Origin of the sequence: Candidatus Epulonipiscium viviparus (assembly GCF_030708075.1) — a bacterium.
Taxonomy (GTDB): Bacteria; Bacillota; Clostridia; order Lachnospirales; family Cellulosilyticaceae; genus Epulonipiscioides; species Epulonipiscioides viviparus.
This window is the reverse complement of record NZ_CP117982.1, coordinates 3092945-3115610: the sequence shown is the minus strand read 5'-3', so window position 1 is coordinate 3115610 and position 22666 is coordinate 3092945. Positions and strand designations below refer to the sequence as shown.

Genomic DNA, 22666 nt, shown 5'->3' with positions numbered 1-22666 from the left:
CCTGGCTAGTATAAGCATTCGTCTTATCCAATATGTGCGGCTGCAAAGTCTGGGTATAATATATGTGTACCGTCAAAACTCTTGAATCAGTACAAGTGTAATTTCTCGTCTAAGCTATTCAATACTATTTTGATGGTATAAATTAGTCTGAGATCTGCGAACGCCTGAAGTTATTCATCCTGAAAACACCGCAGTCATTGGCAGATCCACTTATGGGAAACTGCGTTTATCATCTGTGTATTATTTATTTATCATCTGTGTATTATTTGATTTATCATCTGTGTATTATTGATTTATCGTCTGTTTGTTATTTGATTTATCGTTTGTATACGCCAATTATCCGCGTTTGAAGAAATTCATTATCGCATTAGCAAAGCTTCGTTTTGACTTATTCATTGCTGGTACTTTTGAAGTTTTTGGTGCTGCTTCTATAAATTGAGTAGTAAATGGTGTTTCAAATATCACAGTGTAGAATCCGTTTGTGTGATCTTCTCCACCAGCAAGACCGTCAGTCTCTACTTCTTCTATAAGCGAGGCGGTGGACACTGCTAGTGGCTCAATTTCTGCCAATGACGCATCATACGGAATTCTCAACGCTATATTATAGACCAAAGCGTTTTCCTCTTTGTAATATGCATCTGTGCCCGCAGCTGTTGCGCCGAGAATCTCTCCAGCCGTTCCAGTGTGATTGGCATCATATCCTGCCAAAATTTCGTCAGATTTCAGATCTGTGTTAGCATCAAAATCTTTTTCTACTATATATACTTGAACTCCATGATTACTACCCCCCAATTCAGTAGTTAATGTAGCAATTATGTCGTCTCTCACCTCTTTTGCTGCAGCTTTAGCGTCAGCAGGGGTTGCAGCCGTAATCTTAGCTAGAGCGGTGTTGCGTATACTATCAATAGCATCAACGGCTTTCAACAACGATTCCTTCTCAACGGCTGTCCAATTAGCGTCCGTTACACTTGCTTCGAATACATCTTCAAATATTATGGTATAGTAATCATCACCGGCATCTTCGGAATTACCACCCGTGCCATCGCCATCCTTCTTAATCTCTACAACTTTGGACTCGATGTTATTTTCAGTTGCGATAGATCTAATTGTCGCTACAATTGCGTTGGTTTCAGTAGTCTTAGCATCAGTAATTCTCAACGCTACGTTAAATATGAATGTGCCATCTTCCTCGTTATACGCATCAGATGGATCTTTCGTACCTGCTAAAGGAGTTCTTGTTGCTGTAGGTTCTGCGAATATGTTGTCGGCTTTAAATTCAGTATCATCCGCATCAAAATCCTCCGATACGATATATACTTCAACATCTGTATTGTTAATCAATTTTTCAATATGCGTACGAAGTTCTTTCACCGCTATTTTGGCATTGACTGCCTTTCTCTCCGTTGTATCTGCAGTTTTGTCGTTTAACAGAGCTCCGTTAATCTTGAAGTCATCTTTAATACCATATACCTTCGCGGCTGCCTCCAATGCGTTTGCTTTCTTCGCCATATTCCACTTATACTCCGCAGCTGCAATCTCAAATTCAAAGTCTTCTATTTCTACAGGATCTAGCTTATGAGCCATTGTTCCAGATCCGGCGACTGCTTCTAACTCCAACTTAATTGTTGCACTACCTTCTCCGATTTCTCCGGCAGCTTCATCCATATCTCCATCTATCGCGTCTGTTGCGTCTGTTACTTCTACAGTAACCTTAATTTCCGTCTCAACGGTAGCAGAATTTTGCTTTCCAGCTGATGAGTCAGCCGGTACAGTCATGTTGATATAGGCTTTTTCAATTACTTCATCTACCATTGTTTTAAGATGAGTTTCGAGAGCAGTATAGCCACCAGCATTGTCAACTTCAATATTAGCTGCAACTACAGGAAGCGTTTCGCCGAACATCGCTTCTACAGCGACCTGAGCTTGCTCCAATATCGTACCTGCCCACTTCACTTTTTCTGTAACCTCGTCTTTAAATGTATCGAAGGCCTTATTTAGTATGTTTAATATACTCTCCTTACCCGCGGTAGCGCCAGTATCAACTGTGACTCCATTTAAAGATCCAGCGGTTAGTTTTGCGGCATCTTCTGGAGTTCCCTCTAGATCATCCATTGCGTCCTGAGCCGCTTCGATTGCCTCTTTCATCTCCTCAATATCGTTATCGAGCGCATATGATGTACCGATTTCCAATTCATATATCTCTCCATCTGCAGTGAAATCTGTCACATTGCTAACTTCTGATACTGAATTCACGTAGTTTGTCACGAAAGCTATTCTATTGCTTAATACTCTCTTTGCTAACTCTAACGCATCTTCTGTACCCACGCCGCCAATAGCTTCGTCATCTGTAGCTAGGTCATCGCCATTTGGAAGTTTATTGTTTAATACATTAGTAAATTGTCTAATTGCTGCCTCAAGATCTATTATTGCTTTTTCATAGGACTCCACGATTCCCGCAACTGTATACGGTTTTATATACGCGGCGTTCGCTGCCTTATACACATTCGTAATAAATTCTACCGGCGCTATCGACTCCTCTTCGCCAGCTACAATAAAGCCATCCAATTTTTCTGGGGTAACCCACTTCACGCCGTCTGTAATGTCGGTGCCTTGCGCTTTGCTGGTCCATGTTTTTGTCATTGGTGCGACTTCTTCTAATAATACTTTTAACTTCACTCGTGCTTTCACAGCATCAGAATAAGCATGATCAACACTTAATTTTCCATCTTGAAGTGCCGCAGACGCGTTTTTCACAACATTGCCTAGCGATGTTACTAGCCCTTTCAGTGCCACAATAGTAGTCTTTCCGGTTCCTTGCACTCCGGTTTCCGAATGCGTTGCAGTCTTGGTGTTGAATATCGCATTTTCGGCTGCAGTAATTTGCGCGCGCAAAGCGTTCACCATAGTTGCCGGTAACCACTTAGAATCGTTTGGCACGTCGTTTCCATTCGCACTTACAAATACTAGAGAATTTCTGTCAGCTCCAAATAGTAAATCCGTAGCTTTAGTAATCAAAATTTCTAATTGTTCAACCTCGGCTACAAGCTCATCATTTTTACCAGATTGATTTTCAGTTTTCATTGCTACACGATTGAACGCTTCTGTCGCATTCTCGAGTACTTTATACGCAGAATCTAAACTCGCTATTGTTGCAGTTGGATTTCGCAACGCCGTATTTGCCTTTACAATCGATCCTTTAAATGCGTTAAGCGTTATTGCAGGAACCCAGTGATAGAATGGACTCACATCTCCTCCGTCTCCCGAGATGCTCAACTCTACCTTAGAATACAAGTTCAACGGGCCACTTATAAATTCTGTATTTGCAGATTTCGAGATAGATGTTCCGTTGTAATCATGTCCGATTACACTACATGCCTGAATGATAGCATTTTTAAGATTTTCTGCTGCCGTGCCATATACAATAGAATCCATTGTCTGGTACGCAACTTTCTTGGCATTAGCAAAGTCTTCGGAAGATCTGTCTAACGCGGTCATTGCCAGATTTAGAATTTGTTGCGTTGGATCTTCGGTGATCATAAACTTGTTTAACGCGATTTGAGCACTGTTTACAGCAAGAGCATATTTGGCAACATCTGCACTGGTTACCCAATTTTTACCAATCGGTACATCGACGCCATCTTTCTTTCCTGTTACATATGCAGAATCCTCAGTGTACTCGCTATTAGATTCGTACCTATTTTTTGATACACCATCAGCATTAGTGTAAGTAGTAGTTGGCGGCAATACACCAGCAATATACGCAAGTTCGTTAATAGCTGTATACGCATTGACGATGGCCTCGCGCAACTCAGCGGTCTCGATTCCATCTGTACCGCGAAGAGCTTTCGGAATAATATTTTCTTTAACGTCACCCTTTATGTCTCGACCATAAAATTCTTCGAAGGCGTTTTGTATAGGTGACAAAGCAAGTATTGCCTGATTCAGCGTCGCGCGTTTGTCTGGAGTATTTGGATTAGCGTAATTATCTAAAAACGTCTGAGCTTTGTCAGCTGCGCTTATCAATTTACTTTGCTCAATCTTTGAAGTCCACAACGTAGTAGTCGCGACATCTGCGCCATACTTAGCACTGATAACTAGATCCTCAACTGCTGGAGTTATGATAGAGCTCGAACCTAGCTTATACTCAAAGTTGCCGTCATTCACATATGACAAATACTTTCTGATTGTTGCAGTTACGCTGGCAAACAGTTGTTTACTACCAAACTGCGCGTTCTTCTCGAATGTTGCACTAGTGATTTGTAATTTTATCAAAGCGGCATCCAGAGTTGCGGCTGTTGCTTTTGGCAAATTATATGCCTCCACAGCAGTTGCGATCGCATCCACCATTACATCTCTCACTTTCGACGATGTCCAGCGAGTTCCTCCATCCGGAATTAGGTTTCCGTCGTTATCTTTTCCATGTATATCTGTACCATAAACATCGCTCACTGCAATAGTTTCTACAGTTGCCGCATCTCCTTCGTGCGTCTTATTTGTATACTTAAGTTTTTTGGAATCTTCATCAACAACATAAGCATCTTGCCCAACCATTTTGGCAGCTATGTTAATTGCAGTCAGTAGCGGAGTCTTTGCCGCCTCTATCGCATCAACATCGGCTTGCGATAACAATCCCTGTTTAGGAATAAACGATTTTGCAACTGCAGAAAGAGAAGATGCCGCTTTTGATACATTCAAATTGTTATCGGTTTGATCTAACATTTTTTTGGCCGCAGTAATTTCTTCGTTCATCTTCTCCAACGTACTTGCAGGTACCCAATAGCGAGTAGTCATTACATCGGCACCAGCAGCCCAGCTTGGCAATACTTCTCCGCCGTTATATAATTTCTTCTCTTCTGCCGCCACATAAGCATTGTATAATTTAGTTTTTGGCATATTGTGAACGTCTATCGGTTGTATGTGATCATCCACCTCTAATACAAGCAACGCCAATTCCGCTATATCTGCCGCCTCTGGAGAAGCTGCGTTTGCCTTCGCTAGTGCTGCTTTTAGGGCATCAGCATACTCTTTATCCAAATATTGGTTATTTTTAACGATAAGATCATTTGTTGTAGAAGCAGGTTTATTAGCAAACGCTGTTAGCTCGTCCTCGGATATTACTGTGACGGTGTCGACATCGCCAATTGTTTTTAGCTCGTCATATGTGAGTACGTCTGTTCCGCCAGTTACATCACTTATATGTGCATCTGCATTGACGTTAACTGCATCGCCGGCAACTGCATCGCCGCCAACTTTTTGATCCTTACCGTATAGAATTTCATTTGCTTTGTTGGTCCAATCAGCTTTATTGGCAACAGCAGTTCCCATTTCTATTTTGGTTGGTACAAAAGCCTTTACTGCATCCACTAAACCTGTATTATTGTATTGCGCCTCGAAGTATTTAGGATCTTCTAAGTAGCCACTAAGCGATTTCTCGTCTATAGCAACGGCGTCGTTTACGATTTTTTGTGCCGCGATCATTGCCTCTTTTAGAGTTTTGAACATATCCGGCGTTACCCAGTATTCGTTTGCCACTAATGCATTGGCAGTTTTTTCGCCATCTTCATCACACACGTATACACCGTCTGTAGAAAGTTTAACTGTAGTGCCTAGCGCGATATTGTTGATGTCGATTTTTTTATTAGTACTGTCAACTGTCCCCGTTGTAAATGCATTCGCCGCGGTAAGGTCGGAAGCTTGACCATCTGCTTTTTTGAAATTAAATGTAGTTGTGTTTAATGCACCATTAGTATCTACTAAATTGCCTTGAACTACTTTATAAGCACTTTCATATGCTGTAACTTTATGAACTTTCGTACCTTCCTCATACGCCTTCGCCGCTGCACGGAGATCTGCAATTTCATTCTCGAAGTAGTCGTTATTTTTATTGTATTCAGCCAAGTGATGCTCTTTAGTTTTCTTATCCTTGTCGGTACCATTTAAGAATTCGAGAATTTCTTCGTACTCTTCGATTAATTTATCGGCTAAATTTTTATGAACGAAGTGAGTTGGAGCACCCGTATCAGCTGTGCCTGCCTCGGTATAGCCATATAATATCTCGGTAACAGAGTTGATCAATTCGTTATCATCATCGGATACGTATACACCCACTGGGAAGTAACTTAATACTTTCGTCTGATCGTTAGCGTCTTTGAATGCATATAATTTCGCTGCGATTTTCGTTTTAGGATCAGCTGGAGCAGCTGGAGCAGTTGGAGCAGTTAGACCAGTAGTTTTAATGTATCCCAAACTTGTGTGTGTAGTAGGATTAGTACCAGAACTTGGTTTGGTGTATGGATTTCCAATTTCTGCCACAAAATCATCATACGCTGTTGTCGCAGCTTTAATATCGGTTGGAGCTGACTTCGCCGCATTGAATACCTCCATCGCTTTATCCAATGTCGCTTTCGCTTGGGTGAAGTAGTCGTCGGTAGAAGATTTGAAGGCATTCGTCATTTTCGTAAGTACACCAGAGTCCCATTCTACTTCGGTGTATGTTTTAGTAGAGTTGACTTCTCCTTTTGCGGCGTTTCCGGTTACACCAGTTTCAGCAAGTGTAGGTTGAGTCTCTGAAATAACTTTTTCAGCGGCCACGATAGCGTCGTTGTAATCTTTAAGCTGTTCGGTTGTTACCCACTTTGCGGTACTGTTATCTTCAAATGGTGTAGCCTTGCTCCATGTATCATCCGATTCTGTATACTTCTTATAGGTGTACCCACCGTCATCAGATACAACTATAGCACTACCTTCGATATAAACAGTATCTCCATCTACTTTAATTAGCTCTCTACCATCTTTATCCTTAGTACCCGTCGCAGCTGTACTCAATGCAGTTCTATTAGTACTATAAGACATCACCGGCTTCATTTCGGATTCAAATTTAGCGAGGGCATCAGTGATCGCATTGATATCCTTTTGAAGTTTATCTCCAGTAGCGTAGTCGTCGATATAGTCTGCGAGTACATTTTGTAGATCGTCACCAACGGTATGCAACTTAGCGAACTCATCTTTGTATGCTACAAAATTTATCAACGGAGTAGCGGCTTCGATTAACGCATTCACCTGATCTGGCGTTACATATTGCTTCACTGTAGTAGTATCGATGAGTTTTTTCTCTTCAGCAGTTGCGTTACTGTCGTTGTCCCACTCATATCCATTTGCTGTATCAGATCCGTTGTTAAACTCTTCTTTAGTAATATTGAAAATTCCGTCATCAGATAAAGCTGGTACGGTATCACTTGCGGTCACCATCGTTCTTGCTTTCGTGATTTTAAGTTTTCCGTTAGTTGTATCTATGTCAAAGGTTGGTAGAGCAACGTACTTGTCAAGAGTTTTTAACGCTTCTTCAGCACGTGCGATTACGCTAGTAGTCCCAGTTGTTTCCGCGAAGGCTTCTTTTTGACCCTTCTGTGCCGCATCATCATATGCTTTGAGCGCCGTTTTAATCTTGGTTATAACACCATTTATCTTTTCGGCAGTAGCAGTTGTAGTATCTGCATTTACTACAGTCTTATTTGTGTCTTCCTTATTTGCGTCTTCCGCTGATTTTCCATCTGCCTCTGGTGCTGTATTTGCAGAAATTGTAAATAAATTCCAGCCCTCTTCAATAGCGTTGGCGAGATTGGTTTGAACAGTCGCGCCATTTCCGCTAGCCGGTATCCAATAGCTCGCGTCTGGTATATCAACCCCATGATGCGCTGAAATATAGTAGAATTCCTCTCTAACATCTGCCGTATAGTTCACTATCTCATTTGTACCCGGAATAAATTCAGTTGGTTTAGTTACAGGTGTTGAAGCCGCATCATCAGCAGTAACTACTGTTTTCTTGAGAGTGTTTGACTCATCCCAAGTCGTAATCTTTTTAAATACTTTCGTACTTCCAGTGCTAGTTTGTATCTCCCCTGCTCCAAGATGGATAAGATACTTCTGTAGCTCCAAGGTAGCCGCTGCTTTAGCTGGGTCGTCAGAGTTCACTTTTGCAAATTTAACTGGCACATCTGATGCGAATTCAGCAAGTGCCTTGATAGCGGTATTAAGCTTACCTGAACTACCATCTTTAATTTCTGTTGTATATGCCGGGCCGTTTAAAATTGTACCCTTTTCATTGAGTCCATCATATTTTTGGTATGTTTCAACTTTTGATTTCAAGTCTTTCAGCTCATCAGATGCTGTCTTTTTCAAAATATATTTTGTCGGTGATGCGCCTCCTATACTCAAAGCATCAGCAGGTTCCCATGTAGAGCCCGCCGCTGGTTCATTATCCAGAATCGCTGGTGCAACAAAATATGTCGCATCGTCGCTGAAGCCTTCTCTTTTAGGAGTTGTAATTGTGGTATTAGAATCTGCTATTTTAATTCCAGTAGCCTCTGCTTTTGTGCAAGGTGTTTGATTAGTATCTTTTACGTAGATATATACTTTTGGCGTGTTAACTGTTGAAACCGAGCTTGGTAACTCTGTATTTGATAAATCTTCGCGACCTAAAAGAGCCTTAGCGATCAAAATCTCTAGAGTCGCATTGTCAACGACATACTTACCAGGTCTAGCAGCAGCAATATAATTTGCATACGCAGTCTCGAGATTAGTTGCAGCTGTAGAGAGATCTCCAAGAGTAGTATATTTCTCATCCGCCGCCTTTAGAGTATCCTTATCATACTTTTCTTCGTCAGATGTTTGCGCTACATCTGTTCCTTTGCTTAAATCTGGCGCATCATCTTCACCCTTTTCAGGAAATAGCAATGTTTCCATCGAAGCGTTTCCATGTTCTACTTCATCCTCAAATACCTCTTCAAGCGTAGTAGTAGTTGCAGGTGTGCCAGTTGTAGAATAAGCATCAGCATAGGCACTTTGAACAGCCGTCTCCGCATCTTCGAGAGCTTTCACAAGAGCGTCATGTATAGTATCGGTAACCCAATATTTATCGATAGCAATATCATTTCCATTATTACTTATTGCAATTGGAACTAATGAAGTTGAATCATCTTTTAATTCAGTTGGCTTAGTTGGATTAGGTGGATTAGCAGTTCCAGTAGTACTAGTTCTAGCTGCAGAAAAATCGAGATGCGCATCAACGAAGTGAATATTCTTCTTTAATCCATCGATCGCAGATTTGTAAGCCGAACCAATACCTTTAGAAGGTGTAAGTTTCTTAACAGCATCTAAAGCAGTGGAAAGTTCAACCACTAGTTCAGCAACATGATCTTTAGCACCCTCTCCAGAGAATTTGTTGGTTTCAAGTATATTTTTAAGTGCAACAAAAGCGACGTCGTCCGCCTGTATGTATAATTCGGCGTCGGCACCATTTCCATCACCTTTAAATTCCAGTCCATCAGTAGTCGATGTATGTAATTGAACTAACCACAAAGCTTCACGTATTAGTTCATCTAGTTTATATTCGGGGTCATCTTTTTTAATCATTAGTGGATTGTCATTGTTAGTCACAGCAGTTGGTAAATCATGTATATACCCATAGGTAGTGTCATCGCCCGTCACCACAGTTGTTTGAGAAGTTAGCTCACCAACATTAGCTGCCGGAGTCGTCTGAGTATCTGCAAAAGTACTAACAGGTCCCATGGCAATAGCACCTGCGATAGTTAAAGCCATTTGTTTTCGATATTTATCAATTAAAGCCATTAATTCATCTCCTTTTAAGTAAGCCTACTCCGCAGAGTAAGATATGTATAAAAAAAAGTAGCAATAATCCTTTTCTGAAAAGAATTTGATTTTGAAATAAACCATTTCAATAAACTTTTCTTCAAAATTATATATCGGACGAAATGCATTATACTTAAATAGTAATCGATAAAATTTTGCTCAAAAAAATAAAATTTTGCTCAAAAAAACATAAACGGCCAAAACCATTTGTAGATCCATGTTTTTTGCTCGCATATAAACCAGATTTTTTAGTACGAGGGCAGCAAGATTTGTAGCAACAACATATGTGGTAGCGAAACATGTTGTAACAGCTGGTCGTGTAGTAGCAGTTAGGACGGCGACATTTGCAATTTTGCGATTATACTATTTGCCGCTTATGCGCTCTTATAAAACCAGAAACTTGCGTCTTGAAAGCTAGCAATGGTGTCATGAAACCCAGCAACGGCGTCATGAAAGCCAGCAATGGTGTCATGAAAGCCAGCAATGGTGTCATAAAAACTAGCATCGGCGTCATGAAATCTAGCAACGGCGTCTTGAAAGCTAGCATCGGCGTCATGAAATCTAGCAACGGCGTCATGAAAGCTAGCAACGGCGTCACGAAAGCTAGCAATGGTGTCATGAAAGCTAGCAACGGTGTCATGAAAGCCAGAAACTGCGTCATGAAAACTAGAAACTGCGTCATGAAAACTAGCAACGGCGTCTTGAAAGCTAGCAATGGCGTCATGAAAGCCAGCACCGGCGTCATGAAAGCTAGCAATGGTGTCATGAAAACCAGCAACTGCGTCATATTAAATAGAAGAAAAGGATTAAATGGAAGAAAAAGGCAGATGTTATGAGTAGCATATATAACAAATCTGAAGCGGATATAGATCTCGAATTTGCTTTGCGGCTGATGTTATGAGTAGCATATATAACAAATCTGAAGCGGATATAGATCTCGAATTTGCTTTACGCGAAAACGAACAACTGCCTCATCAAAACCAGAAACTGCGTCATCAAAACAGGCATCGGCGTCTTGAAAGCCAGCAATGGTGTCATGAAAACCAGAAACGGCGTCATAAAAACTAGCAATGGTGTCATAAAAACCAGCAACGGCGTCATGAAAACCAGCAAAGGTGTCATGAAAACCAGAAACAGCGTCATCAAAACAAGCAACGGCGTCACGAAAACAAGCAACGGCGTCACGAAAACAAGCAACGGCGTCATAAAAGCCAGCAATGGTGTCATAAAAACTAGCAATGGTGTCATGAAAACTAGCATCGGCGTCACGAAAACCAGAAACGCAGCCAAATGGTGTAATTAAAGAACTAGCAACGTCCGTCATGAAACAACAGAAACGGCGCTTCTTGAAGCCAGATCGGCGTCTTGAAAGCTAGCAATGGTGTCATAAAAACTAGCAACGGCGTCTTGAAAGCCAGCAACGGCGTCATGAAAGCCAGCAATGGTGTCATGAAAACAACTGCGTCATGAAAACTAGAAACTGCGTCATGAAAACTAGAAACTGCGTCATGAAAACTAGAAACTGCGCTAGAAACTGCGTCATGAAAACTAGAAACTGCGTCATGAAAACTAGAAACTGCGTCATGAAAACTAGAAACTGCGTCATGAAAACTAGAAACTGCGTCATGAAAACTAGAAACTGCGTCATGAAAACTAGAAACTGCGTCATGAAAACTAGAAACGGCGTCACGAAAGCTAGCATCGGCGTCATGAAAACTAGAAACTGCGTCATGAAAACTAGAAACTGCGTCATGAAAACTAGAAACTGCGTCATGAAAACTAGAAACGGCGTCACGAAATCTAGCAATGGTGTCATGAAAGCTAGCAACTGCGTCATGAAAACAGGCAACTGCGTCATGAAAACTAGAAACTGCGTCATGAAAACTAGAAACTGCGTCATGAAAACTAGAAACTGCGTCATGAAAACTAGAAACTGCGTCATGAAAACTAGAAACTGCGTCATGAAAACTAGAAACTGCGTCATGAAAACTAGAAACTGCGTCATGAAAACAGGCAACTGCGTCTTGAAAACCAGGCATCGGCGTCACGAAAACTAGCAACGGCGCCATATTAAATAGAAGAAAAGGATTAAATGGAAGAAAAAGGCAGATGTTATGAGTAGCATATATAACAAATCTGAACCGGAGATAGATCTCGAATTTGCTTTACGCGAAAACGAACAACGGCCTCATCAAAGCCAGAAACTGCGTCATGAAAACTAGAAACTGCGTCATGAAAACTAGAAACTGCGTCATGAAAACTAGAAACTGCGTCATGAAAACTAGAAACTGCGTCATGAAAACTAGAAACTGCGTCATGAAAACTAGAAACTGCGTCATGAAAACTAGAAACTGCGTCATGAAAACTAGAAACTGCGTCATGAAAACTAGAAACTGCGTCATGAAAACTAGAAACTGCGTCATGAAAACTAGAAACTGCGTCATGAAAACTAGAAACGGCGTCACGAAATCTAGCAATGGTGTCATGAAAGCCAGCAATGATCGCGATTACCGAAAAAGACGTCGTAGTTTCCGAGAAGATCATCGCAGTAACAGCTGATCGTGCGGCAACAGCTAAGATGGCGACTCTTGTAGTTTTTGTGATTATACCCCTTGACACTTATGCCATCTATTGTGATAATACAGAAAAAGATTAAGAAATAGATTAAATGGAAGAAAAAGGTAAATATTATGAGTACCATATATAACAAATCTGAAGTGGATATAGATCTCGAATTTGCTTTACGCGAAAACGAACAATTGCGTCACGAAAACAAACAACTGCGTCATGAGGATTCACAACTGCGTAATACAATCGCCGAAAAGGTCATTATAATAACTGAAAAGATTATAGCGATCGCAAAAAAGGATATTGCACTTGCCAAAAAAGATATCGAAATCGCTGAGCTCAAGCGTATAACAGCCGAAAAAGTCATCGCGATCACTGAAAAAGACGTTGTAGTTGCTGAGAAGATAATAGCAATTGCTGAAAGAGATATAGAAATCACTAAAAAAGATATTGAAATCACGGAACTCAAACTTAACGTGGCTCAAATGCGTCCAAAGTCAAAACGTAAACATTAGAACACGTCTCTCGCCGCTATTGAAATCTCAGCGACGGGAGTTTTTTTTGTCGTGAAGCTTCAGATTATGTATTATCGATTTGTGTGGCAGTTTGATCGAGCGATGGTAAATCTTAGAACGCGTCTCCCACCTCTATTGAAGTTGCAGCGATGGGAGCTTTGTTGTCGTGAAGCTTCAGATTATGTATCATCGATTTGTGTGGCAGCTTGATCGAGCGATGGCAAACTCTGCGCCGGGAGCTTTGTTGTTGGGAGGCTTCAGATTATGTATCATCGCTTTGTGTGGCAGCTTGATCGAGCGATAGCAAACTCAGCGCCGGGGGGTTGTTGTCGGGAGGTTTCAGATTATGTATCTTCGATTTGTGTGGCAGCTTGATCGAGCGATGGTAAATCTTAGAACACGTCTCCCATCACTATTGAAGTTTCAGCGATGGGAGCTTTGGTGTTGGGAGGCTTCAGATTATGTATTATCGATTTGTGTGGGAGCTTGATCGAACGATGGTAAATCTTAGAACACGTCTCCCGCCGCTATTGAAGTTTCAGCGATGGGAGCTTTGTTGTCGGGAGGTTTCAGATTATGTATTATCGATTTGTGTGGCAGCTTGTTCGAGCGATGGCAAATCTTGGAACACGTCTCCCACCATTATTGAAGTTTCAGCGATGGGAGCTTTGTTGTCGGGAGGTTTCAGATTATGTATTATCGATTTGTGTGGCAGCTTGATCGAGCGATGGTAAATCTTAGAACACGTCTCTCGCCGCTATTGAAATCTCAGCGACGGGAGTTTTTTTTGTCGTGAAGCTTCAGATTATGTATCATCGATTTGTGTGGCAGCTTGATCGAGCGATGGTAAATCTTAGAACGCGTCTCCCACCACTATTGGAGTTGCAGCGATGGGGAGTTTGGTTGTCTCGTGGCTTCAGATTATGTATCATCGTTTTGTGTGGCAGCTTGATCGAGTGATGGCAAATCTTAGAACAATCGATTTGTGTAGCAGCTTGACCGAGCGATGGTAAATCTTAGAACACGTCTCCCACCACTATTGAAATTTCAGCGATGGGAGCTTTTTTGTCGGGAGGCTCCAGATTATGTATAATCGATTTGTGTGGGCAGTTTGATCGAGCGATGGTAAATCTTAGAACGCGTCTCTCGCCGCTATTGAAATCTCAGCGACGGGAGTTTTTTTTGTCGTGAAGCTTCAGATTATGTATCATCGATTTGTGTGGCGGCTTGATCGAGCGATGGCAGATCTTAGAACACGTCTCCCACCATTATTGAAGTTTCAGCGATGGGAGCTTTGTTGTCGGGAGGTTTCAGATTATGTATTATCGATTTGTGTGGCAGCTTGATCGAGCGATGGCAAATCTTGGAACACGTCTCCCACCATTATTGAAGTTTCAGCGATGGGAGCTTTGTTGTCGGGAGGTTTCAGATTATGTATCATCGATGTGTGTGGCAGCTTGATCGAGGGATGGCAAACTCAGCGCGGGAGCTTTTGTTGTCGGGAGGTTTTTCGATTATGTATATCGATTTGTGTGGCAGTTTGATCGAGCGATGGTAAATCTTAGAACGCGTCTCCCACCTCTATTGAAGTTTCAGCGCTGGGAGCTTTGTTGTCGGGAGGTTTCAGATTATGTATTATCGATTTGTGTGGCAGCTTGTTCGAGCGATGGCAAATCTTGGAACACGTCTCCCACCATTATTGAAGTTTCAGCGATGGGAGCTTTGGTGTTGGGAGGCTTCAGATTATGTATTATCGATTTGTGTGGCAGCTTGATCGAACGATGGCAAACTCAGCGCAGGGAGCTTTGTTGTCGGGAGGTTTCAGATTATGTATTATCGATTTGTGTGGCAGTTTGATCGAGCGATGGCAAATCTTGGAACACGTCTCCCACCATTATTGAAGTTTCAGCGATGGGAGCTTTGTTGTCGGGAGGTTTCAGATTATGTATTATCGATTTGTGTGGCAGTTTGATCGAACGATGGCAAACTCAGCGCAGGGAGCTTTGTTGTCGGGAGGCTCCAGATTATGTATTATCGATTTGTGTGGCAGTTTGATCGATCGATGGCAAACTCAGCGCAGGGAGCTTTGTTGTCGGGAGGTTTCAGATTATGTATTATCGATTTGTGTGGCAGCTTGTTCGAGCGATGGCAAATCTTGGAACACGTCTCCCACCATTATTGAAGTTTCAGCGATGGGAGCTTTGTTGTCTCGTGACGCTTCAGTTTATGTATCATCGATTTGTGTGGCGGCTTGATCGAGCGATGGCTGATCAAAAAAACCACCGACTGTAATAGAATCAGCGGTGGCTATATTTTTTATCTTAATCTTCTACCTAACTCTTGACCCAATTCTTTGGCCTTCTCGTAGACTTCTTTTTGATCTTCCAATTTTACAAACAAATGCGCACCATCCGGGTTTCCGTTTAATTCCTTTAGCGCATTGCTTTTGATGCATGTATGCCCCGAACCGCATCCAATACATGGCGGCTTTCCTGCTATAGTTAGGCGTCCAACATTTATCATGTCTTCCATCTTGTTCTCCATCGCAATGGCGTCGTGCACCGAATCTGCTAATGCAGGGACACAGGAATTAACTACTGATATACATAATTTGCCAGCGTTTAATGCAGTATTGTGACGCATAGACCACATTCTCTCTAATAAACTTTTGCTGAACGCATCAGCCATCATATAAGGAGTATAGACGCCAAAGACATAGCCATCTGCTTCTTTCATTTTTTCGGCCAGTGCCGGAAAATCGTCTTTCACTTTGCAAATATTATCTTTAACACATGCCTTACAAGCTCTACAGGGTGCAATATTCAGTTTACTGAGCTTAATAAATTCGTACTCAACACCACTTTCTTCCAAAATTTTAATAACAGCTTTATCGGTATTGCTATTAGGCATTGGACTTCCTGAAAAACCTATAAGTTTTGCCATATTTACACACTCCAATTTTTTATATGCTCACTATATCCAAACTGTATTTTTTATAAAAAATTATAATAGGTTAGCTTTTAGCTTTGTACAATGTCACTGGCAAACTTTTTAGCTGCAATGACATCGTCAGTATTAGGGCGATGCTTATTTAATAGCATAAACGCGCCTTTGCAATGAAAGTGCTCGCTACGCACCGAAATACCTTTATCTTCTAGTCGCTTCTTCAACTTGCCATACCCACTATCTGATAGCGCTGATGTTGAGAATAATACAACGTTTCCTATCTTGGTCGCATCTAAGCTGTCAACAAACGCAAGAACCTTTTTGTCTATCCCCATCTTATACAAAGATGCGCCCAAAAATAATATGTCGACTTGCTCTGTTAATGGATCATCTATAGTAGAGGCTTCTGTATTTAGCTCCTCAGCAATTGCTTTGGCTATTGTTTCTGTATGCCCAGATTTTGTAAAATACACAACTTTAGTTTTCATATTTTGATACCTCTTTCTCATGTTATTGTAAATAAAAAATGATAGCACATTTTTTCGCAATAATCTACGGTTTCACATATTTTTTAATAATTAATTTTAGTAATCAATTTTGTATTTCTTATTATATAGCGTTGATGCACTTTGGTCAATAACACAAAAAAATCTGAGGAGATACGCAAAATATGAGTGAGCAAAAAATAAACATGCAAATTTACTTTACTGTCGGTTGAATATATTTTTAATGTTACTTTCATTTTCATCGCATTCTGCAAGGCTATCACATATATCACTTAGATTTTACTACACCATTATTTATGTAATACTTATATAATGCAATTACTCTAATATTGAGGCAAATATAAAGTACATTCATAGAAAAGCGGGCTACTAAATAAGCAATGCTGTTCAAATATATCGCATACATAAGGATGCGGTGGTTGTATGTTCCCTACTAACATTAAAAGCTTACAATAAGAGAGAGAAACACTCATACTAGCCTACAATGATCAACTTATGAATATATCTTCGTGAAATTTTACTATATTTCTGAATTAGACTAAAATACAACTCTCTCTCATATAGATGAAGCTTACCCATTATATCTAAATAAATGAGCAACATTACAATTTTAATTTCAAAACACTCTTTTTTTAATACTTTAATTGGTCAACTAAAATTTCTAGCAAGCATATTCGTGCCTTTCCTATTTTAGAATTGCATATAATCAATCTAAAATCCATATAATTTTTTTCTTTTATAATCCTATCTTATAGACCTTCTTTCAGCAACTGAAACAGCCACAAAATTAATTATGCGTGCCGTAAGCTTTGCATTTAGTACTTTCAAAAAACTCCATATTGTAAATTTTATAGAATTTATAAAATAAATTCTTAAAGAACCTTACACTAAAGCCATAATGATCAAGCTTCTGAAGATTTCTTCTTGAGATATAATGATCATATCTGAGTAGTTCAACTAAACAGGTATTATATCTCACATTAGACTGAGTAGACCTATTATAATCAATCAATTACGAGTAAAAATCTTATATTTGAAATCACTCTCTAATGCTTAAAAACTTCATATCAACTAAACAATATCTAAAGAAAGATCATTCGGCTTTCATTTAAATATGCTATAAATCCATCCTAACATCAATTAATCTTTTTCTTCGTTTACTAATCATATCTTTAGCCCTATATTCGCAACTGAAAAGCCAAACACATTTAATTATGCGTAAGCTTTTTGTTATTTTGATACTTTCTAAAACTCCATTTAAATTTTATGTGGATTTTAAAAATAAAAATGTATCTCTAGAGCTTAACACTAAGCCAATGAATGATCAGCCTTCTGAAGATATTCTTCTTGAAGATATTAATGATCATTCTGAGTGATTAACTATAAATAGGTAACTTTCATCTCATATAGATGATGTACGCCTATTATAAACGAAAGACAAATGAGAGTACAAATTTTTAATTTGATACAACTACTCTCTTTGTCTTAAAATACTTTCATGGTCCAATTAAAACATTCTAGAAAGCACTCATCTGTGCTTTCTATTTTAAGTATTGCCTATAAAATCCAATCCTAAACATCCAATATAATTTTTTTCTCTTTTACTAATCCCTATCTTTAGCCCTATCTTTCGAAACTGAAAAAAGCCCACACACAAATAATTATGCGTAAGCCTTTTGCATTTTGATACTTTCAAAAACTCCATTTAAATTTTATATAGATTTTAAAAATAAAAAAGTATCACTAGAGGTTAATACTAAACCCATGAATGATCAACCTTCTGAAGATATTTTTCTTAAAAATCATTCTGAGTAATATCAATTTTAAGTATTGCCCATAAAATCCGATCCTAAGCATCCAGTCGAAATCTTTTTTACAATTATTCTCATTCCCCATCGCATTTGTAATTCACAATCATATCACATATATTTCCTAAATTTCACAGTAGTATTATTTATGTAATAATTGTATAATATAATTACTCTAATATTGAGGCAAATATAAAGTACATTCATAGAAAAGCGGGCCGCTAAATAAACAATGCTTTTCAAATATACCGCATACAGAAGGGTGCGGTGGTTGTATGTTCCCCACTTCGGACTGTGGAAAGATTACCACAGAAAGGGGGGGCCATGATGAGCGACGTACAAGCTATAGCTTTAGCAATTATTATTGTTATTTTGATACTTTCAAAAACTCCATTTAAATTTTATATAGATTTTAAAAATAAAAAAGTATCTCTAGAGCTTAACACTAAGCCAATGAATGATCAGCCTTCTGAAGATATTCTTCTTGAAGATATTAATGATCATTCTGAGTGATTAACTATAAATAGGTAACTTTCATCTCATATAGATGATGTACGCCTATTATAAACGAAAGACAAATGAGAGTACAAATTTTTAATTTGATACAACTACTCTCTTTGTCTTAAAATACTTTCATGGTCCAATTAAAACATTCTAGAAAGCACTCATCTGTGCTTTCTATTTTAAGTATTGCCTATAAAATCCAATCCTAATCATCCAATATAATTTTTTTTCTCTTTTACTAATCCTATCTTTAGCCCTATCTTTCGCAACTGAAAAAAACCCACACACAATTAATTATGCGTAAGCCTTTTGTTATTTTGATACTTTCTAAAAATCCATTTAAATTTTATATGGATTTTAAAAATAAAAAAGTATCTCTAGAGCTTAACACTAAGCCAATGAATGATCAGCCTTCTGAAGATACTAATGATCATTCTGAGTAACTTCACTATAAACAGGTAACTTTCATCTCATATAGATGAAGTACGCCTATTATAAACGAAAGACAAATGAGAGTACAAATCTTTAATTTGACAAAAAAACTCTCTTTGTCTTAAAATACTTTCATGGTCCAATTAAAACATTCTAGAAAGCACTCATCTGTGCTTTCTATTTTAAGTATCGCCTATAAAATCCAATCCTAAACATCCAATATAATTTTTTTCTCTTTTACTAATCCCTATCTTTAGCCCTATCTTTCGCAACTGAAAAAAGCCCACACACAATTAATTATGCGTAAGCCTTTTGTTATTTTGATACTTTCTAAAAATCCATTTAAATTTTATATAGATTTTAAAAATAAAAAAGTATCACTAGAGCTTAATACTAAACCCATGAATGATCAACCTTCTGAAGATATTTTTCTTAAAAATCATTCTGAGTAATATCAATTTTAAGTATTGCCCATAAAATCCGATCCTAAACATCCAGTCGAAATCTTTTTTACAATTATTCTCATTCCCCATCGCATTTGTAATTCACAATCACATCACATATATTTCCTAAATTTCACAGTAGTATTATTTGTGTAATAATTGTATAATATAATTACTCTAATATTGAGGCGGATATAGAGTATATTCATAGAAAAGCGGGCCGCTAAATAAACAATGCTTTTCAAATATACCGCATACAGAAGGGTGCGGTGGTTGTATGTTCCCCACTTCGGACTGTGGAAAGATTACCACAGAAAGGGGGGGCCATGATGAGCGACGTACAAGCTATAGCTTTAGCAATTATTATTGTTATTTTGATACTTTCAAAAACTCCATTTAAATTTTATATAGGATTTTAAAAATAAAAAAGTATCTCTAGAGCTTAACACTAAGCCAATGAATGATCAGCCTTCTGAAGATATTCTTCATGAAGATATTAATGATCATTCTGAGTAAGTCTCTATAAACAGGTAACTTTCATCTCATATAGATGATGTACGCCTATTATAAACGAAAGACAAATGAGAGTAAAAATTTTTAATTTGAACAAAATACTCTCTTTATCTTAAAATACTTTCATGGTCCAATTAAAACATTCTAGAAAGCACTCATTCGTGCTTTCTATTTTAAGTATTGCCTATAAAATCCAATCCTAAACATCCAATATAATTTTTTTCTCTTTTACTAATCCTATCTTTAGCCCTATCTTTCGCAACTGAAAAAAGCCCACACACAAATAATTATGCGTAAGCCTTTTGCTATTTTGATACTTTCTAAAACTCCATTTAAATTTTATATAGATTTTAAAAATAAAAAAGAATCTCTAGAGCTTAACACTAAACCCATGAATGATCAACCTTCTGAAGATATTCTTCTTGAAGATATTAATGATCATTCTGAGTAAGTCTCTATAAACAGGTAACTTTCATCTCATATAGATGATGTACGCCTATTATAAACGAAAGACAAATGAGAGTAAAAATTTTTAATTTGAACAAAATACTCTCTTTATCTTAAAATACTTTCATGGTCCAACTAAAACATTCTAGAAAGCACTCATTCGTGCTTTCTATTTTAAGTATCGCCTATAAAATCCAATCCTAAACATCCAATATAATTTTTTTCTCTTTTACTAATCCTATCTTTAGCCCTATCTTTCGCAACTGAAAAAAGCCCACACACAATTAATTATGCGTAAGCCTTTTGTTATTTTGATACTTTCTAAAACTCCATTTAAATTTTATATAGATTTTAAAAATAAAAAAGTATCACTAGAGCTTAATACTAAACCCATGAATGATCAGCCTTCTGAAGATATTTTTCTTAAAAATCATTCTGAGTAATATCAATTTTAAGTATTGCCCATAAAATCCAATCCTAAACATCCAATATAATTTTTTTCTCTTTTACTAATCCTATCTTTAGCCCTATCTTTCGAAACTGAAAAAAGCCCACACACAATTAATTAATTAATTATGCGTAAGCCTTTTGTTATTTTGATACTTTCTAAAACTCCATTTAAATTTTATATAGATTTTAAAAATAAAAAAGTATCACTAGAGCTTAATACTAAACCCATGAATGATCAATCTTCTGAAGATATTTTTCTTAAAAATCATTCTGAGTAATATCAATTTTAAGTATTGCCCATAAAATCCGATCCTAAACATCCAGTCGAAATCTTTTTTACAATTATTCTCATTCCCCATCGCATTTGTAATTCACAATCACATCACATATATTTCCTAAATTTCACAGTAGTATTATTTGTGTAATAATTGTATAATATAATTACTCTAATATTGAGGCGGATATAGAGTATATTCATAGAAAAGCGGGCCGCTAAATAAACAATGCTTTTCAAATATACCGCATACAGAAGGGTGCGGTGGTTGTATGTTCCCCACTTCGGACTGTGGAAAGATTACCACAGAAAGGGGGGGCCATGATGAGCGACGTACAAGCTATAGCTTTAGCAATTATTATTGTTATTTTGATACTTTCAAAAACTCCATTTAAATTTTATATGGATTTTAAAAATAAAAAAGTATCTCTAGAGCTTAACACTAAGCCCATGAATGATCAGCCTTCTGAAGATATTCTTCTTGAAGATATTAATGATCATTCTGAGTAAGTCTCTATAAACAGGTAACTTTCATCTCATATAGATGATGTACGCCTATTATAAATTCAAGACAAATGAGAGTAACAATTTTTAATTTGACAAAAAAACTCTCTTTATCTTAAAATACTTTCATGGTCCAATTAAAACATTCTAGAAAGCACTCATTCGTGCTTTCTATTTTAAGTATTGCCTATAAAATCCAATCCTAAACATCCAATATAATTTTTTTCTCTTTTACTAATCCTATCTTTAGCCCTATCTTTCGCAACTGAAAAAAGCCCACACACAATTAATTATGCGTAAGCCTTTTGTTATTTTGATACTTTCTAAAACTCCATTTAAATTTTATGTGGATTTTAAAAATAAAAAAGTATCTCTAGAGCTTAATACTAATTCCATGAATGATCATCCTTCTGAAGATATTTTTCTTAAAAATCATTCTGAGTAATATCAATTTTAAGTATTGCCCATAAAATCCGATCCTAAACATCCAGTCGAAATCTTTTTTACAATTATTCTCATTCCCCATCGCATTTGTAATTCACAATCATATCACATATATTTCCTAAATTTCACAGTAGTATTATTTGTGTAATAATTGTATAATATAATTACTCTAATATTGAGGCGGATATAGAGTATATTCATAGAAAAGCGGGCCGCTCAATAAACAATGCTTTTCAAATATACCGCATACAGAAGGGTGCGGTGGTTGTATGTTCCCCACTTCGGACTGTGGAAAGATTACCACAGAAAGGGGGGGCCATGATGAGCGACGTACAAGCTATAGCTTTAGCAATTATTATTGTTATTTTGATACTTTCAAAAACTCCATTTAAATTTTATATGGATTTTAAAAATAAAAAAGTATCTCTAGAGCTTAACACTAAGCCCATGAATGATCAACCTTCTAACGATATTATTCGTGAAGATTTTGAAGATCATTCTGAGTAAGTAAATATAAACAGGTAACTTTCATCTCATATAGATGATGTCACCTATTATAAATGCATGACAAATGAGAGTAAAAATATTTAATTTGACAAAAATACTCTCTTTATCTTAAAATACTTTCATGGTCCAATTAAAACATTCTAGAAAGCACTCATTC

The 22666-nt window shown here is 37.9% G+C and carries 18 protein-coding genes; 11 read left to right on the top strand and 7 right to left on the bottom strand.

Annotated elements, in window-relative coordinates:
- Positions 1 to 336: 336 nt before the first annotated feature.
- The 5 genes from PCY70_RS13245 to PCY70_RS13225 form a co-directional block, all read right to left on the bottom strand.
- Positions 337 to 9627, bottom strand: coding sequence for a hypothetical protein (locus PCY70_RS13245; protein ID WP_305767825.1), 9291 nt, complete (start codon positions 9625 to 9627; stop codon positions 337 to 339).
- Between the two features lie 379 nt (positions 9628 to 10006).
- Positions 10007 to 10414, bottom strand: a complete 408-nt coding sequence (locus tag PCY70_RS13240; protein WP_305767823.1) for a hypothetical protein — start codon at positions 10412 to 10414, stop codon at positions 10007 to 10009.
- Between the two features lie 129 nt (positions 10415 to 10543).
- Positions 10544 to 10972: a hypothetical protein gene (locus PCY70_RS13235; protein WP_305767821.1), complete on the bottom strand. Its 429-nt coding sequence runs from the start codon at positions 10970 to 10972 to the stop codon at positions 10544 to 10546.
- Positions 10956 to 11687 carry a hypothetical protein gene (locus PCY70_RS13230; protein WP_305767820.1) on the bottom strand — a complete coding sequence of 244 codons (732 nt, stop codon included), beginning with the start codon at positions 11685 to 11687 and terminating at the stop codon, positions 10956 to 10958. Before PCY70_RS13230 ends, PCY70_RS13235 begins: the two co-directional genes overlap by 17 nt.
- A 73-nt stretch (positions 11688 to 11760) precedes the next feature.
- Positions 11761 to 12267: a hypothetical protein gene (locus PCY70_RS13225; protein WP_305767818.1), complete on the bottom strand. Its 507-nt coding sequence runs from the start codon at positions 12265 to 12267 to the stop codon at positions 11761 to 11763.
- 71 nt (positions 12268 to 12338) lie between these two features.
- On the opposite strand from PCY70_RS13225, the gene PCY70_RS13220 reads away from it, so the two are divergent.
- The 8 genes from PCY70_RS13220 to PCY70_RS13185 all read left to right on the top strand — a co-directional run bounded on the left by PCY70_RS13220 (position 12339) and on the right by PCY70_RS13185 (position 14986).
- Positions 12339 to 12731, top strand: coding sequence for a hypothetical protein (locus PCY70_RS13220; RefSeq protein ID WP_305767816.1), 393 nt, complete (start codon positions 12339 to 12341; stop codon positions 12729 to 12731).
- A 166-nt stretch (positions 12732 to 12897) separates the two neighbouring features.
- A complete protein-coding gene (locus PCY70_RS13215) occupies positions 12898 to 13035 on the top strand; it encodes a hypothetical protein (RefSeq protein WP_305767814.1) in 138 nt (45 codons plus the stop codon).
- Positions 13036 to 13192: 157 nt separating this feature from the next.
- The gene (locus PCY70_RS13210) at positions 13193 to 13465 is read left to right on the top strand and encodes a hypothetical protein (RefSeq protein WP_305767812.1); all 273 of its coding nucleotides are present in this window, start codon (positions 13193 to 13195) and stop codon (positions 13463 to 13465) included.
- Between the two features lie 156 nt (positions 13466 to 13621).
- A complete protein-coding gene (locus tag PCY70_RS13205) occupies positions 13622 to 13744 on the top strand; it encodes a hypothetical protein (protein WP_305767810.1) in 123 nt (40 codons plus the stop codon).
- Between the two features lie 304 nt (positions 13745 to 14048).
- On the top strand, positions 14049 to 14192 hold the full coding sequence (locus PCY70_RS13200; RefSeq protein WP_305767808.1) for a hypothetical protein: 144 nt from the start codon (positions 14049 to 14051) through the stop codon (positions 14190 to 14192).
- A gap of 169 nt (positions 14193 to 14361) precedes the next feature.
- A complete protein-coding gene (locus tag PCY70_RS13195; protein WP_305767807.1) occupies positions 14362 to 14505 on the top strand; it encodes a hypothetical protein in 144 nt (47 codons plus the stop codon).
- Positions 14506 to 14559: 54 nt separating this feature from the next.
- The gene (locus PCY70_RS13190) at positions 14560 to 14703 is read left to right on the top strand and encodes a hypothetical protein (protein WP_305767805.1); all 144 of its coding nucleotides are present in this window, start codon (positions 14560 to 14562) and stop codon (positions 14701 to 14703) included.
- Positions 14675 to 14986, top strand: a complete 312-nt coding sequence (locus tag PCY70_RS13185; RefSeq protein WP_305767803.1) for a hypothetical protein — start codon at positions 14675 to 14677, stop codon at positions 14984 to 14986. Before PCY70_RS13190 ends, PCY70_RS13185 begins: the two co-directional genes overlap by 29 nt.
- Positions 14987 to 15047: 61 nt before the next feature.
- On the opposite strand, the gene PCY70_RS13180 is transcribed toward PCY70_RS13185, so the two are convergent.
- Together PCY70_RS13180 and PCY70_RS13175 are read right to left on the bottom strand one after the other, a co-directional pair.
- The gene (locus tag PCY70_RS13180; RefSeq protein ID WP_305767801.1) at positions 15048 to 15674 is read right to left on the bottom strand and encodes a flavodoxin family protein; all 627 of its coding nucleotides are present in this window, start codon (positions 15672 to 15674) and stop codon (positions 15048 to 15050) included.
- 77 nt (positions 15675 to 15751) lie between these two features.
- Positions 15752 to 16165 carry a flavodoxin domain-containing protein gene (locus PCY70_RS13175; RefSeq protein ID WP_305767799.1) on the bottom strand — a complete coding sequence of 138 codons (414 nt, stop codon included), beginning with the start codon at positions 16163 to 16165 and terminating at the stop codon, positions 15752 to 15754.
- A gap of 2153 nt (positions 16166 to 18318) precedes the next feature.
- Here PCY70_RS13175 and PCY70_RS13170 point away from each other — a divergent pair.
- From PCY70_RS13170 to PCY70_RS13160, 3 genes are all read left to right on the top strand, one after another.
- Complete coding sequence (locus PCY70_RS13170; protein WP_305767797.1) at positions 18319 to 18504, top strand: hypothetical protein; 186 nt, start codon at positions 18319 to 18321, stop codon at positions 18502 to 18504.
- 2874 nt (positions 18505 to 21378) lie between these two features.
- Positions 21379 to 21564, top strand: coding sequence for a hypothetical protein (locus PCY70_RS13165; RefSeq protein ID WP_305767795.1), 186 nt, complete (start codon positions 21379 to 21381; stop codon positions 21562 to 21564).
- A gap of 759 nt (positions 21565 to 22323) precedes the next feature.
- Positions 22324 to 22509, top strand: coding sequence for a hypothetical protein (locus PCY70_RS13160; protein ID WP_010166667.1), 186 nt, complete (start codon positions 22324 to 22326; stop codon positions 22507 to 22509).
- The last annotated feature ends 157 nt before the right edge of the window (positions 22510 to 22666 follow it).